The 13,879-nt window shown below is 63.3% G+C and carries 13 protein-coding genes; 5 read left to right on the top strand and 8 right to left on the bottom strand.

The genetic code is table 11. From position 1 onward, the window contains the following. Positions 1–37: 37 nt before the first annotated feature. Positions 38–1,729, bottom strand: a complete 1,692-nt coding sequence (locus tag J2S71_RS01615; protein WP_307392372.1) for a sulfatase-like hydrolase/transferase — start codon at positions 1,727–1,729, stop codon at positions 38–40. 774 nt (positions 1,730–2,503) lie between these two features. Here J2S71_RS01615 and J2S71_RS01620 point away from each other — a divergent pair. Then, complete coding sequence (locus J2S71_RS01620; RefSeq protein WP_307388366.1) at positions 2,504–2,749, top strand: hypothetical protein; 246 nt, start codon at positions 2,504–2,506, stop codon at positions 2,747–2,749. Between the two features lie 295 nt (positions 2,750–3,044). Here J2S71_RS01620 and J2S71_RS01625 read toward each other — a convergent pair whose 3' ends face one another. Further along, positions 3,045–4,106 (bottom strand): metallophosphoesterase family protein, encoded by a 1,062-nt coding sequence (locus J2S71_RS01625; protein WP_307388368.1) that lies wholly within the window; start codon positions 4,104–4,106, stop codon positions 3,045–3,047. A 170-nt stretch (positions 4,107–4,276) separates the two neighbouring features. Here J2S71_RS01625 and J2S71_RS01630 point away from each other — a divergent pair, with 170 nt between their 5' ends. Further along, the gene (locus tag J2S71_RS01630; protein ID WP_307388369.1) at positions 4,277–5,236 is read left to right on the top strand and encodes an aldo/keto reductase; all 960 of its coding nucleotides are present in this window, start codon (positions 4,277–4,279) and stop codon (positions 5,234–5,236) included. A gap of 26 nt (positions 5,237–5,262) precedes the next feature. On the opposite strand, the gene J2S71_RS01635 is transcribed toward J2S71_RS01630, so the two are convergent. Next, the gene (locus J2S71_RS01635; protein ID WP_307388371.1) at positions 5,263–6,633 is read right to left on the bottom strand and encodes an ATP-binding protein; all 1,371 of its coding nucleotides are present in this window, start codon (positions 6,631–6,633) and stop codon (positions 5,263–5,265) included. Between the two features lie 198 nt (positions 6,634–6,831). Between J2S71_RS01635 and J2S71_RS01640 the strand changes: the two genes are divergently transcribed. Further along, positions 6,832–8,421: a RecQ family ATP-dependent DNA helicase gene (locus J2S71_RS01640; RefSeq protein WP_307388373.1), complete on the top strand. Its 1,590-nt coding sequence runs from the start codon at positions 6,832–6,834 to the stop codon at positions 8,419–8,421. A gap of 292 nt (positions 8,422–8,713) precedes the next feature. Here J2S71_RS01640 and J2S71_RS01645 read toward each other — a convergent pair whose 3' ends face one another. The 5 genes from J2S71_RS01645 to J2S71_RS01665 all read right to left on the bottom strand — a co-directional run bounded on the left by J2S71_RS01645 (position 8,714) and on the right by J2S71_RS01665 (position 13,219). Then, positions 8,714–9,655 (bottom strand): 3-hydroxyacyl-CoA dehydrogenase, encoded by a 942-nt coding sequence (locus J2S71_RS01645; RefSeq protein WP_307388375.1) that lies wholly within the window; start codon positions 9,653–9,655, stop codon positions 8,714–8,716. Between the two features lie 53 nt (positions 9,656–9,708). Then, positions 9,709–10,263, bottom strand: a complete 555-nt coding sequence (locus tag J2S71_RS01650) for an NADPH-dependent FMN reductase (protein WP_307388377.1) — start codon at positions 10,261–10,263, stop codon at positions 9,709–9,711. A gap of 155 nt (positions 10,264–10,418) precedes the next feature. After that, positions 10,419–10,586 carry a hypothetical protein gene (locus J2S71_RS01655; RefSeq protein ID WP_307388379.1) on the bottom strand — a complete coding sequence of 56 codons (168 nt, stop codon included), beginning with the start codon at positions 10,584–10,586 and terminating at the stop codon, positions 10,419–10,421. 107 nt (positions 10,587–10,693) lie between these two features. Then, complete coding sequence (locus J2S71_RS01660; protein WP_307388381.1) at positions 10,694–12,109, bottom strand: ATP-binding cassette domain-containing protein; 1,416 nt, start codon at positions 12,107–12,109, stop codon at positions 10,694–10,696. 39 nt (positions 12,110–12,148) lie between these two features. Continuing rightward, a complete protein-coding gene (locus tag J2S71_RS01665; RefSeq protein ID WP_307388382.1) occupies positions 12,149–13,219 on the bottom strand; it encodes an ABC transporter substrate-binding protein in 1,071 nt (356 codons plus the stop codon). Between the two features lie 254 nt (positions 13,220–13,473). Here J2S71_RS01665 and J2S71_RS01670 point away from each other — a divergent pair, with 254 nt between their 5' ends. Continuing rightward, positions 13,474–13,713, top strand: coding sequence for an RpiB/LacA/LacB family sugar-phosphate isomerase (locus tag J2S71_RS01670; protein WP_307388383.1), 240 nt, complete (start codon positions 13,474–13,476; stop codon positions 13,711–13,713). A 21-nt stretch (positions 13,714–13,734) separates the two neighbouring features. Beyond that, positions 13,735–13,866: a ribose-5-phosphate isomerase B family protein gene (locus J2S71_RS01675; protein ID WP_021726490.1), complete on the top strand. Its 132-nt coding sequence runs from the start codon at positions 13,735–13,737 to the stop codon at positions 13,864–13,866. Positions 13,867–13,879 lie beyond the last annotated feature (13 nt).

Genomic DNA, 13,879 nt, shown 5'->3' on the forward strand with positions numbered 1-13,879 from the left:
TCCATGGAGCCGTCTCTGGGCGGCGCGCGGTCGGTTGTTAGGTGGCCTGCCCGCCAGGATCCGGCACCTCACGCCAGTTGCCCATGACGCGCATGTCAGTATGCACTGCAAACCATACGCCTGGCAGGAAGGTCGTCCCGTTGTTGGCGCTGATGTCCCAGTCCCATGAAGCCAGGATGTACTGGTCGTGTGCATATTTCTCTGCATTAGAGATGGGCTTACCGGTAAAGGGGTTGGTGGGGTTGGAAATCACACCCCGCGTAGCCATCGTCGGAACGTCTGACTGCGTCATGAAGCCTTCGTCTGTCGTGAACTCCGTGGCATCGAAGTCCTTCTCCATAAGCAGGGGAGCATAGAATTCCGTATCGTAGAGGCTATTGTTTCCCGGCAGAATGCGACTGGCGAGCTGATGCAGCGGACGACCATGATCGGAGCAGATGATAATGCGCGTATTGTCATACACGCCCTGTTCGCGCAGGTAGTCCAGCCAACGGCCAACTTGCATGAGCGCAGCCATGTTTGCCTGATAGTGCATGTACTGATCGCTGTTCTCACAGATGAGCTGCTCCCCATTCACGGTAAAGCGACCATGGTGTTGTGCCTCATATGCAGTGTTGTCCACATGCTGTGTCGGCATGTAGGAGGGTTCCTGCAGAATCATGGGGTCGTGCGTGGCATCGTTCGCCATCATCAGGAACGAGCCGGTAATGGAATCGTCTATGCGTGTCATCGATGTCAGGTGGTTGAGCGCATAGTACGACTGTAGGAACGCATCCGTCCCGCCGTCTGCGGTCAATGCGTCATCGGACACCGTCTGGCCAGATGCTGTCGACACGTTAAGAGGTATGCCCGTCCCCGAAGCGTCACCGTCACCATACGTGTACGTAACGCCAGACGCGTACAAGGGCTGACGACACGGCAGCGGACAGACGCGCGCGACGGCCAGATAGAACAGGTCACAGCTGATGCCCGTTATCTGTTGGCTGTCTGACGCCATGCCCGTAAAGTACCCCATGGTGTTATAGGTGTGGACATTGGGGTAGGGGTCATAGATGGAGAGGTCAGGTTCCCACTGGTAGCCCGCATACGGAGGGTCGCATACCGTCACGTCATAGCCACCCTGGTCAAAGATGGCCGGCATCACCGTAAGTGCCTCGTCGTGCTTGTCCTGAAGCCTCTCGGTGCTACGCTTGTTCATCTCCACAGGCGTGTACTCATAGCCGCCAAAGAGCGCTGGTACGCCAAAATTGGTGAAGCCGCCGAATGACATCGTGTTGGGATAGTACGTAAAGCCAGCAAACTGTTCTTTGAGCTCGGGCTTCTCGTTCATGATATAGGGAATGTACTCGCTCATTCCGCGGTCGAGCATGAGGACCACTACGTTTTGACCCGTCTTGCTCAACGTGAACTGAGGCTGCTCGGTTTTCTGCGCAGCGACTTCGTCTTCCGCGGCTGCCAACTTGTCGGGAAGGGCAGTTGCATGCAGGATTGTTGATCCTGCCATAGCAGTGGCAGCCACAGTAAGGATACCGAGCGTAATCCGCGGGAACCGGCGACTCAGGAACCCTGACACTACACAAGTGGCCAACACCGCAGCAATGTTGGCGACAATGAGCGTGAGATCCATGGCTGGCGTGAAGTCTGAGGCATATAGCATCGAAACGACTTCACCATTGGTACCAAAGAATCGATAGTCAATGATGGCGGCGCAGGCAAGCGCCACCAGCATGACTTCCAAGAGACATCTATGCCGCCTGCCAGGAAGTGCATAAAGGATGATGGGCCACAGCAGGAACGTGCCAAGCGCAAGACACAGGGGGCGTTCGACAAGCGCGAGTATCTGTGATGAGTCTGTGGCACTGCCAACAAACTTGACTGCTCGAGGCATGACCTCGATAAGGCCCACGGGTATGACCACGCCAGTCAACACCACGAGCACAAGACAGCTCGCCAAGAAGATGGCTCGGGATATAGGACGACTTCCGCGATCGTGAGCTGGAGGCGTAGCATCTCTCTTCTTTGCTTGCACCTTCCTGATGGAGTCACCCGAATGCAGTACCCCCATCCTATGGAAGGTTCCCATGACCACCATTACCGCGATGGCCATACCAAGTACGAGGCAAAGGGCGATGGGGCTATGGATCAGTCGATTGAGGAGCGTTACACAGAGCACAAACGCCATTCGCAGTGGCTCAACGATTATGGCAAACGACACGTCAAGCAGACTCATGGAGTGGCAGCCCTTCTACCATCGGGAACACAGTCTCGGTAGCACAATCACGCTTCAGGATAGCACCGTGTGCCATAGGGACATGCCCCACATCGCTGCCCTGAGACGCTCTGCCTTACAGCATTGATGAGCTTATATGCCCTAACGAGCCATCCTCCTCTGAGGTAGCCATGAAAATGGAGGGACATGATTTCCCATCCCAAGTCTCCACCTACAGTTTGGAAGTGTGCAACTAACTGCACACATCTATTGTCTGGTAGAGAGATGCCACCCATGAAGGATGCCAAGCTTGCCAATGACGGGATCACCTCCCTCGTAAAGCCCGAGTGCCTGGAGAGGATCCCGAGCTTCGTCAAGGGTCACGCCATGAAGGCCACCTGCGGGCTCATCTCCAAGCAGTTCCCCGAGATCTATGATGCCTTCAGCCAGGAGACAGAGCCCAGCGCGGAAGCCACGTCCCAGATGAGCCTCATCGTGAACGACATCTTCGAGCAGCGCATGGCCAAGCACAACCTGTAGGACAGGACCGCATGCGAAGGCCCCGGCCAGAGCGGGCAGGGGGCCCTTCGCGTCACGTGCCCTACTGCCTCAGGAAGCCCTGGTCCTCGGCGGGGACGCCCACCTCGTCCGAGACGTGGCGCTTGGCACGCATGTGCAGATCGTGCTTGTCACGCAGCCTGGCAATCGCCTCCATCGCCGGCGAGGCTTGGTGGCGGTCAATGGCCTCCTGGCCGTGCCATCTGCACCCCTGTAGTACAGGCTCATCGTGATGGCCATGCGTCATCCCCTGTCTCATCGCCCGAAGCGTCTGACATTACGCAAACTGGTAGGTCGCGCCACCCAAGTCGTCCTCGAAGGAACGCGTCAGGAAGTTGCGCAGGCGGAAGCGGATGCAGGACTCCCACACCGTCATCTCCCAGCCCAGGGAACCGTACGTGCTGATGTCGGCCGCCCCCGTGGTGTCGTCGTCGACGTTGTCGATGCAGTAGGCGGTCGAGCCGGTGCCCACATAGAGCGGTCCCTCTCCCTCAAGCTGCAGTGTGTCGGGCAACGCATGCGTATGGCCCGAGAGGAAGACCACGTTGTCGTAGGCAGCGATGTACTTGTGCAGGTTATCGTTGTCCTCGTCGGAAAGCGAGTCCGTGTGACCGAAGTCACCGGGCTCCGTGTTGCGTACCGTATCGTGCAGGGGCTCATGCAGAAGCACGAGCGAGACCTTCCCCGCGTCCCTGTCGACATGCACCAGGCTCTCCAGCCAGCGAATCTGACCGCCCGACACGGAGAAGTTGTTCCAACTTCCCTTTGGGTAGCGGTCGGGACCCATCATGATGAGGTGGACGCCGCTGACCGTGCGGTCGTAGTAGGGATCGGGCTGATCCGCGATGCCTACCTGCTCCCTGAAACGATCCGTGAGGTTGGAGACCGCCTCCTCGCTCTCGTTGGAGTCGTATTGGTCATGGTTGCCAATCACCAGCACGAAGTGGTCGGGATACGAGAAGCCCGCGGCCTCGGCCAGCTCGGCGAACTTCTGATACTCCGTGAGCTCGCCGTTGTTGGTGATGTCTCCATTGACGATGATGGAGGCGTTCTCGGGACAGAACTGGGAGATGTCCTCGAACGTGTTTTGCAGACGGTCGACATAGCCCTGTCTGTCGAGGTCGACGTGCGTGTCGCTGATGACCACGAACTTTGCCAGCGCCTCGGAGTCGTCTGGTGGGTTGTCGATCTTCTTGGCCTGGTTGAGGGGGCCGTTGTAGTGGGGGTATCCCCTCCTCTGCCACGGGAGGCCAGGGGACACGTCGCATCCCGCAAGCGCAGCCGCAGCAAGCGAGCCAACCGTGACCCCCGAGACCTTGATGAACTTCCTACGATTCATGTCGTGTCCCATCTCACCCTCCCATTCATGCCTTGGCGCCAGCAAATGTGCAGTTGAGCCCAGGTTTTGGAGATTATAGCGAACGAATGGCCCCCGGGACGCTGGGTTGGACCACTCATAGCCGTTACGTATACTTGTCTCAAAACTCATGAGGAGGGTGGTATACGGTCATGGACATCATGCATCCCAAGATCGTCATTGGCACCAACTCCTGGGGATCGCCCCTGTACGAGCAGGTCGTGCGCGGCTCTGCCGTGGACGAGGGCACCCTCGCCGCAGCCGTCCAGGAGGCGCTCGACCAAGATGTCGCGCTCTTCGACACGGCACGTGCCTACGGCCTAGGCGCATGTGCCAAGATCATGGGCAGGGTGCTGCCCGACGAGGCGCATGTCTCGGCGAAGTTCACGCCCATCGGTCGCCATCGCGCGGGCAGGCTCATCGACTCCTTCGAGCGCGACGCGCGTGACCTCGGCCGCGACTACCTCGACGTCTATTGGCTGCACCTACCCAGCGACATCGAGGGCAACCTGCTCGAGGCCGTGGCGCTCAGGCAGGTGGGCCTGATCGGCCACATCGGCGTCTCGAACTTCAGCCTCGCGGAGTGTCAGCTGGCACAGGAGTTCCTTGCCCGCTTCGACGCTCCCCTCTATGGCGTGCAGAACCACTTCTCGCTCGTCTCGCATGGGCCCGAGGAGCTTCGGACGCTCGCCTGGTGCCAGGAGCAGGACGTCCGGTACTGGGGCTGGGCGACGCTCGAGGAGGGCCTGCTCGCCAAGGCCAGCCTTCGCCTGGCCTCCCTGAGGGACCGCGAGCAGCGGCTCGCACGGCTCTACAGCGTCATGGAGACGGTGGGCAACGACCACGGCATCAACCTGGCGCAGGTGGCCATCGCCTACTGCCGCACGCGGGGAGTCGTGCCGATGGTGGGGTGTCGCAGGCCCGCACACGTGCGCGAGGCTGCGGACGCTGCGCGTGTGGGACTCACACACACGGAGGTCGAACTGCTGGAACAGACGGCCGAACTCTGCGGCGTGGAGGGCATCTCTGGGTCGTGCCAGGTGTTCCGACGGCTTGCGTCGCACGTGCGGACTGGGACCGGCACACAGGACGACCTCGGCAGGAGCGCCTAACCCGACTGGCAGGAGTCCTCGCACGATCAGAGGGGTTCTGGCATGCCGCCCGTGCCAATGTGCTGGGCGGCATAGAGGGGGAGCCGCCTCACCTGCCTTCCATCGGAACTCGTGTCGCTGCCAAAATCGTTCTCAGAGAGCACATAGGCATGGGGCGCGTGGGCCTTGTCCATGAATCGTGCTAGCGTCCGTGCCCTGATGTTGCGCGATGACTTGACCTCGATGGGAATGACTTCCGCACGGTTGGTCTGCAGAAGGAAGTCCAGCTCGCCATGCGTGTGCCATGAGGTGGGAGGCACCCAGTAGTAGGTGCGCGCATCGTGTGACGCAAGCGCCTGCATCACGGAATTCTCGGCCAAGGCACCCCGGAAGTCGGATGAGGCCATGATGGAGCGACGCTCCTCGGCATCGAGCCACAACCTGGGATCGACGGAAAGCTTGTAGAACATGATTCCCGTATCCGCCAGATACACCTTGAAGAAGCTGCCCTCCCCTTCGTCATAGGGCACGAGCGGGGGATGCGTGCACGTGGTGAGGCCATGGATGGAGATGACACCCGCACCCTCCAGCCATTCGAGAGGCTCTATGAGCTTGGCCCTGCGACCGCCTCGCTCCACCTCCGCATACTTGAACTTCTTTGTGGAAGACCTCAGCAGCTGAGTGGAGATGCTCCCCCATATCCTGCGGGCCGCGATACCGCTGATGCCACTCTCGGGATCGCTCATGTCGGCCGTGTATGTCTCATCGATCTCTCGTTGCTGCACGCGCACCTCATCGAGCGAGCGGGTGTCAACGTATGCGGCAACGGCAGCGGGCATCCCACCAATCACCTGGTACAGCCTAAAGTATCTCAGCGCCTCCCGATGGGCAGCGTAGCTCTCGAGGCTCTGTGCGTGGGACCGTATGGCATCGGCCATCTGCCGCTCGTCCAGTGCCCAAAGAAACTCCTCGAAGGTCATAGGGTGTAGGGTAAGCTGCTCGACCCCACTGGGAAAGGGCAGCTTCCTGTGACGCGTCGCGACGCCCAACTGGCTGCCCGTCGCCAGGATGCGCCACCCAGACCCCGAGAAGAACCTCAGGGAATTGAGCGCGCGTTCGCATAGCTGCACCTCGTCAAAGAGGACGATGGCGGACTCCTTGTGAATGGGAACCCGCTTATAATCGGCAACACGCTGCATGATGCCGTCCACGTCATCGGTTGGACCATTGAAAAGCGGTGCGATGATGTCGAGGTCGGTCTGGAAGTCAAGCTTAATGAACTCGTTGCCGGCGATACGGCGGCCCACCGACTCGGCAGCATACGTCTTGCCCACACGACGGGCGCCTCTGATGAGCAGGGGGCGTGCGTTGTGCTCCTGTATCCATTTCTCTATCGTAGACTCGATCTGCCTCTGCATGTGTCGCTCCTTTTCATATTTCATGTACTCAGAGTACATGAAATTAATTATTTCGTGTACTCTGAGTACATGAAATATGTTCATGGAGTGACGTTATGTTGGGGAGCGCGCACGTTTTGCCATAAGCTGCACTGAATGACGCGCGTTTGTGTACAGGAGGACCAGGAGGACGGACCGATGGATGATGGAGGCCAACACATGAATGCGCCTTCTCGTCCCACCACCGCGTCACCGACGCCCGACGGTGCCCGTGAGGTGCTTGCCGAATGCTTTGGCTACCAGAGCTTCCGTCCCGGCCAGGAGGAGGTCATCTCTGTCGTGCTTGCCGGGCGAGACGCCCTCGCCGTCATGCCCACGGGTGCCGGGAAGTCCGCATGCTACCAGGTACCGGCGGCGCTGCTGGGAAGGCAAGGCCTCACGATCGTAGTGAGTCCGCTCATCTCGCTCATGGGGGACCAGGTGCGCGGCCTCAAGGAGGCGGGCATACGTGGCTCGTACCTCAACAGCACGCTCACACAGCGTCAGCAGGGGGTTGTGATGGCGCGCGCCCTCGCCGGCTGGTACGATCTCATGTACGTGGCACCCGAGCGGCTTGCCGAGCCGCACTTCGCGGAGTTTGCCGCCCAGGCGCACGTGCCGCTCGTCGCCGTGGACGAGGCGCACTGCATCTCCCAATGGGGACAGGACTTCCGTCCGGCGTACCGTCGCATCGCATCCTTTGTCGATCACCTGCCCAAGCACCCACCCGTGGTGGCACTGACGGCGACGGCGACCCAGCGCGTGCGCGACGACGTGGTGAGGCTCCTGGGACTGCGCGACCCACAGACGGTGGTCACGGGCTTCGACCGGCCCAACCTCACGCTGGCCTCCTTCGAGCTCACGCCCAGGCGACGCGAGGCCTTCGTCGTGGACTTCTGCCTCTCGCACCCCGACCAGTCGGGCATCGTCTATGCGCTCACGCGCAAGGCGGTGGACCGCCTCGCGGAGGCACTGCGCAGCGAGGGCGTCTCGGTTGTCTCGTACCACGCGGGATATGACGCCACCGACCGCACGGCCGCCCAGCGCGCCTTCGTGAGCGACGACGCGCGCGTGATGGTGGCCACGAATGCCTTTGGCATGGGCATCGACAAGTCTGACGTGCGCTTCGTGCTCAACTGTGGCATGCCGCAGACGCTTGAGGAGTACTACCAGGAGGCCGGCCGTGCCGGACGCGATGGCGAGCCCGCCACCTGCATGCTGCTGTGGTGCAGAAACGACATCCGCACCTGCCATTACTTCATCGACAACGCCGAGTTTGCGCCGGAACTTTCGGAGGAGGAATGCCACACGCTCACGAGGCATCGCGAGAGCCTCCTGGGAGCCATGATCGGCTACGCGACGAGCGACGGCTGCCTGCACCAGCGCGTGCTCACGTACTTTGGGCAAGCGGGACAGGGCGATGTGGGCGCATGCGATGCCTGCAGCGTCTGCCTGGGACAGCGGGCGGCGGACTACGTGGGAGGGCACGCCCTGCGCGGCGCCATCGAGCGGCCGACCAAGCGCGCCAACCCCGGCGCGCTTGCCTCCGACGAGGACGAGGCCCTGTTCCAAAGGCTGCGCCGCCTGCGCAAGGAGCTTGCGGACGAGGCCGGCGTGCCTCCCTACGTGGTCTTCTCGGACGCCACGCTGCGCGGCATGGCCACCGCGCGCCCTCGCACCCGCGACGAGCTCCTGCAGGTATCGGGCGTGGGAAAGACCAAGCTCAGGCGCTATGGCGACGAGTTCCTCTCGGAGATTCGAAGCGCGTAGGGTCCGGCACGGTGCTTTCAGGGGTCGACATGCCACGTTCGGACGGCGTCCTGTTCGCCGTTGCCCTCACCCCCATCGTGTGGGGTGCCTTGTTGATTGTGCGAGGTCTCCTGTAGACCGTGCGACCTTTTTCGGCTGATGTTGTCTCGCATGCGGACTTTAGTCAGCACGCGAGACATTTGGGGCGATAAAACCTAGCACGATATAGGTGAGACCTCGCATAATCGCATGGGCCCTCACACGACCAGGTGCACAACCGGCACACGGTCGCGCGAGCAATCCTCCTACGTGCCTACTTGCGGTAGTCATAGAAGCCCTTGCCCGCATTGACGCCCGTCTCGCCGGCGTCGATCTTCTCCTTGAGCAGGGCAGCGATCCTATGCTCGACGCTGTCGGGATCCTTGGAGGCCGGGCTCATGGCGGCAATGTTATAGGCGGTCGTGAGCCCCACGATGTCCAGGATGCGGAAGGGGCCGGCGGGTGCGCCGGTGCCCAAGGTCCACGCGAGGTCGATGTCCTCGGGCGTGCCCACGCCGTTGGCCCACAGGCCCTCCGCGGCGTTGAGGAAGGGGACGAGCATGGAGTTGAGGAGGTAGCCCGGCTGCTCCTTCAGGACGCGCAGAGGGATCATGCGGATGGCCGCGGCGAACTCGACGACCTGTTCGAAGTAGCGCTTGTCGGTGCCGGCATGACCCATGACCTCGCCGGTGGGGTTCTTCCAGATCTCGTTGGCAAAGTGCAGGGCCAGAAACTTCTCGGGACGACCGGTGGAGGCGGCGAAGCTGCTGGGCAGCAGCGTGGAGGAGTTGGTGACGATGACGGTCCTCTCGGGAATGTGCTTGGCCAGCTCCGTGTAGAAGGCGGTCTTGGCGTCGGGGGCCTCGGCGACAGCCTCGATCACGAGGTCGGCATCGCCAAATGCCTCGTCCCAGTCGGTGGTGAGCCTGAGGCTCCGGTAGGCAGCCTCGACGCGCTCCTTGCAGGCGTCGAGCGCCTCGGGCGTGACGTCCTCCCTGGCGATGAGACCGTAGGCATAGGCCGCAGGATCGGTCTTCATGGCCTCAAGCGTATCGAGATAGATCTGGTGCAGGCGGTCGACCTTTGGCTGGGCGCGGCCGATGGAGGCCTCGGTGCGCAGCCAGATGGCGACGTTGAGGCCACAGTAGGCGGCCTGGAAGGCGATCTGGCTTCCCAGCACGCCACCCCCGGCGACGGTGATGTTCTTGAAGTCCATGGGATGCTCCTTCGTGTTGCACGCTGAATGGATGTGTGGTCTGCCCCCTGATGCTATGCGATAAACGCCAGGAAGTCACTCACCTGTCGCCGAACGCGGGCGCGCTGCCCGTCGTCCAGCTCCACGACGCCGGAGCCCCATGCCGCCGGGGCAAGCGAGAACCCCTCGCCCGTTGCCTCGGCGCCGCCCATGACGTCCGCACCCACAAACGACAGCAGCGAGCTCAGCTGGGCGCGCATCTCGGCCGTCGCGGTGCGACCACCGATGCCGCTCAGGGTGACCTTCTTGTCCTTGATGACCGTGGCGGCACTCCCCTGCCTCACGGGACGGCTCATCCAGTCGACGAAGTCCTTCACATAGCCGGGATAGCTGCAGTTGTACTGGGGCGAGACGATCCAGAGGCCATCGGCGCCCTCGATCACCTTGCGTGCGTCGGCAACCGCCTCGGGGGTCGGCCACTCGAGGTCCTGGCTCATGCGCGGCAGCTTCTGGGCATCGAGGTCAACGATGTCTGCCCTCCCCGCGAGCTCGTCCTTGATTGCCGTCATGAGCTGGGCGTTGAACGAGCCCTGCCTGTTGGAGCCCAAGACGAATGCTATCTGCTTCATATGTCGCTCCTGCTATAGCAATTTTCGGTCACGTCATTCCTACCCGTCGCGTCGTCGGCCATGTGGGGAAGGAAGCTTTTGAGACCGCACCACCACAGATGCACCACGGGACATGGGCGTACGGGTCACCGACCGAGGGCCGATTGCCGGGGATGTCACCACATCCAGGCAGACAGCTTCCCCGCCGCACTGGCGACGGCGATGTCCTTCATCGCGGCTGCGACGGCATCGTCGGCAGTGGCACCGATGTGCCAGCGGGCGACCTGCACCACGACCTTATCGACAGTGGACACGGCCGCGGAGTTGGGCACGGCCCCAAGCATGCCGAGCGTTCTCCTACCACAAGCGGCACATGAACGTCATCTCCGTGGCGAGCGGCGCGCTGCGGACTCGAAGGAGGCCCCACCCGGCACGAGGCCCTCCCAAAGGGTCATTCTGCCGAGGACGGTCTCGGCCATTCCTCGCGCCGCGCAGGGCCAAGCCGCACTGGAGCCGCATGGAGTAGCTCCACGTCACCGGACACATGCGAGGCCACGAGCAGCGTGCGCCCGCCGAGGTGGCGCGTGACGAAGGCAGCCGCGGCCTCATGCGAGACAGCATCGAGTGAGGAGAAGGGCTCGTCCAGCACGACGGCCGCGCCGGGATGCGCGAGCGCCCGTACCAGCTCTACCCGCCTGCGCTGCCCACCGGAAAGCTCCGCAACAGGCCTGCCCAGCGCATCCTCGGAGAGAAGCTCCGCCAGAAGCGCATGCGCCTCGCCCCCAGAGAGCGCCCCCGCCGAGCAGAGCAGCACGTTTTGCTCGGCGGTCATAGCCTCTACCAGCCGGGAATCCTGGAACTGCACGGAGAGCTCGCCCCAGCCCGGCGCCAGAACCCATCCAGAGAGCGGGGCGAGAAGCCCACACGCGGTCCGTATCAGCGTGGTCTTCCCTGCCCCGGACGGGTCGTCGAGCACCGCACGCGACCCAGGGGCCAGCACCAAATCGCAGGTAGCAACAGCGACATCGCCGTAGCCCAAGGTCACACCCTCGAGAGCAATCCCTGATGGCGCTGGCGCCGCGACCCTACGCCGCTCACCCGCAGCTCGCGGCACGCTGGTGCCAAGCGCCCAACAACCCGTAGAGCGAAGCCACGCGAGGAAGGCCCTCTCGCACGCCCACGAGAGCGCCACCACCACGATGGTCCACGCAAAGAGGTCGCCTGTCTCAAGCAGGAGCTTTGCCTGGTAGATGCGCTCACCCATGGAGCCGCGCGGGCTGCCGATGAGCTCGGCGGCAACGCCAGCCTTCCAGGCCATGCCACAAGCGTTCCTGCACGTTGCCACAAGGTATGGGAGGAGCTGCTGCCACGTGTCTGCTAGGAAGCATCGCCAGCCAGGCACGCCCATCACGCGCAGAAGCTCGCCCAGGCCGGGGTCGGCCGCGCTGCGCCCCTCAAGCACGCTGAAATAGATTGCAGGGAACACGGCGAGAAAGACGGCAATGGCCGATACCCTCACCGAACCCACCCACATGAGCAGCAGCACAATCACGCAGACTATGGGCACGCTCTTGAGAAAGCCCACCGCCGGGGCGAGAAGTTCGGCTAGGGTGCGCCAACGGTGTGCGAGAAGGCCGAGCACCAGGCCCAGCACAAACGCCACGGCAAAGCCTGCGGCTATCCTCGCCAGCGAGAAGCCCACGGTGGACCAGAAACCGGCCGTGGGCATGAGCTCCACCAGCCGCACGAGAACTGCCATGGGGCCGGCAAGCAGCAGCTCGGAACCCACGGCCATGCTCGCCAGCTGCCACACCACGAGCCAGAACGCCACGGCACCCGCGCGGCGCAGCACGCCGTGCGGGGTCATGGGTGCATTGCTGCTCTCGCCTGCCACGCCTACGTTGGGCTAGCTCACGTAGTAGAAGTCGTCGCCGGGGAGGGCACCACCCACCGAGGAGGCGTCGGCATCGTAGAGAACCTGCAGGTAGCCGGAGAGTGCGGAGCGCATCTCCTCCCCCGTGGCGCACACGATGTTGCACTTGGGGATGGCCTTCTCGGCGATGGCCTCGCTGGCCACGATGCCGGCCTTCACCACGAGCGGCGCCGCGGCGGCAGGGTCGCCGTTCACGGCAGCGACGGACTCTGCGTGACGCGAGAGGAAATCGGCAACGGCCGCGGGGTGCGCGTCCACAAACTCGGAGCGGGCGATGGTCACGCCCATCACGAACTGGCTGCCTGAGCTGCCAGCGTAGCGGTCCCAGACGTCGGTGAGGCTCACGGGCGCGGAGAGCGAGGAGTCCTTGGCCAACGTGGCCGTGGTGAAGGGCTCGGGCAGGATGGCGACGGCGGTGGGATCGGCCTGGATGGCCGCGGCGCACTCGCTGTGCTCGCTCTTGAACTCGATGGTCACCTGATCCTTGATGCCGGCCTGGCCGAGCAGGTAGTTAAGGGTGTACTCGGGGCTTGCGCCCTGGCCGGAGAGGTAGACGGTGTGGCCGGCGACGTCCTCGAACTGCTCGACCGTGGCATCGCCGGTGACAACGGAAAGCACACCCAGCGTGTTGACGTCGATCACGCGCACGCCGCTCTGGGTCTTGTTGTAGAGGATGGAGGCCACGTTGGAGGGCACGAGGGCAATGTCCGTCTCACCCTGGATTACCAGCGGCAGAACCTGGTCAGCGGCGCCGGAGATGGTGTAGGAGTACGTGATGCCGGTCGAGTCCTCGGCGGGCTCGGTGGGGGTGTCCTCGGTGGGGACGCCGGAGGTGGCGTCCATCATCGAGACCAGGCCGATGGTGGTGGGACCCTTGAGCGACGCCACGCGGACGGTCACGTCCTCGCTGGCGGCGGAGCTCGTGGCGGTGGCGTCGGTGGACTGCGTCTGGCTGGTTCCACAGGCGGCGAGCGCGAGGCCAGCGGTGATGGAGCCAAACGTGGCAAGCGCCTGACGACGGGTGATGTTGCTGTTCCTGAGCATGGCTTTCTCCTCACATGTTGTCGACGCTGCAAGATGCCGGCGCCTCTCGTCTGTGGTGTGGCCGCTGTCGCACGGCCGACTGAGGGCGCCCTCCGTCCGGCCGGCTTTGCGACCTTGCGTTGGGCCACCCATTCTAGCTGACACGGCCGGCCTGCACGCGGACACGCCGACGCGCTCCTTCCCCTTCGGGGCCACAGGCGTCCCCGCAGGCCGCCGCATTTCCCGCAGGCGCCTCCAAGCGATCCTCCGCCGGCATGGCGCAGGGGCGCAACTCATCACAGCACGCCTCTGCGGAGCGCTTCAACTACCCCATAGGCGGCTACAGGGTGGCACGGATGGTCGCCCCGGGCGGGGCGGACGGCGGCGCGCTCATCTGCGGCACCGACGTGGGTATCAGCCTCGCGGCCAACAAGGTGAGGGCATCCGTGCCGTGGTGCGCTCGGGGCCCTACCCCGCCCGCCTCAGCCGCCAGCACAGCGACACTGACGTCGTAGCCCTCGGCGCGCGCGACCGGCATGGAGATCGCAAGGGACATCGTCGACGCCTGGCTGGGCGCCACATACGAGGGCGGGTGCCACCAGGCGCGCATCGAGACGATCTCCGAGATCGAGGAGACCCAGCGTCTCAGGGTGGTCAATGGGGCCTAGAGGCGAATCCACA

It is taken from the genome of Olsenella profusa DSM 13989 (assembly GCF_030811115.1).
Taxonomy (GTDB): domain Bacteria; phylum Actinomycetota; class Coriobacteriia; order Coriobacteriales; family Atopobiaceae; genus Olsenella_F; species Olsenella_F profusa.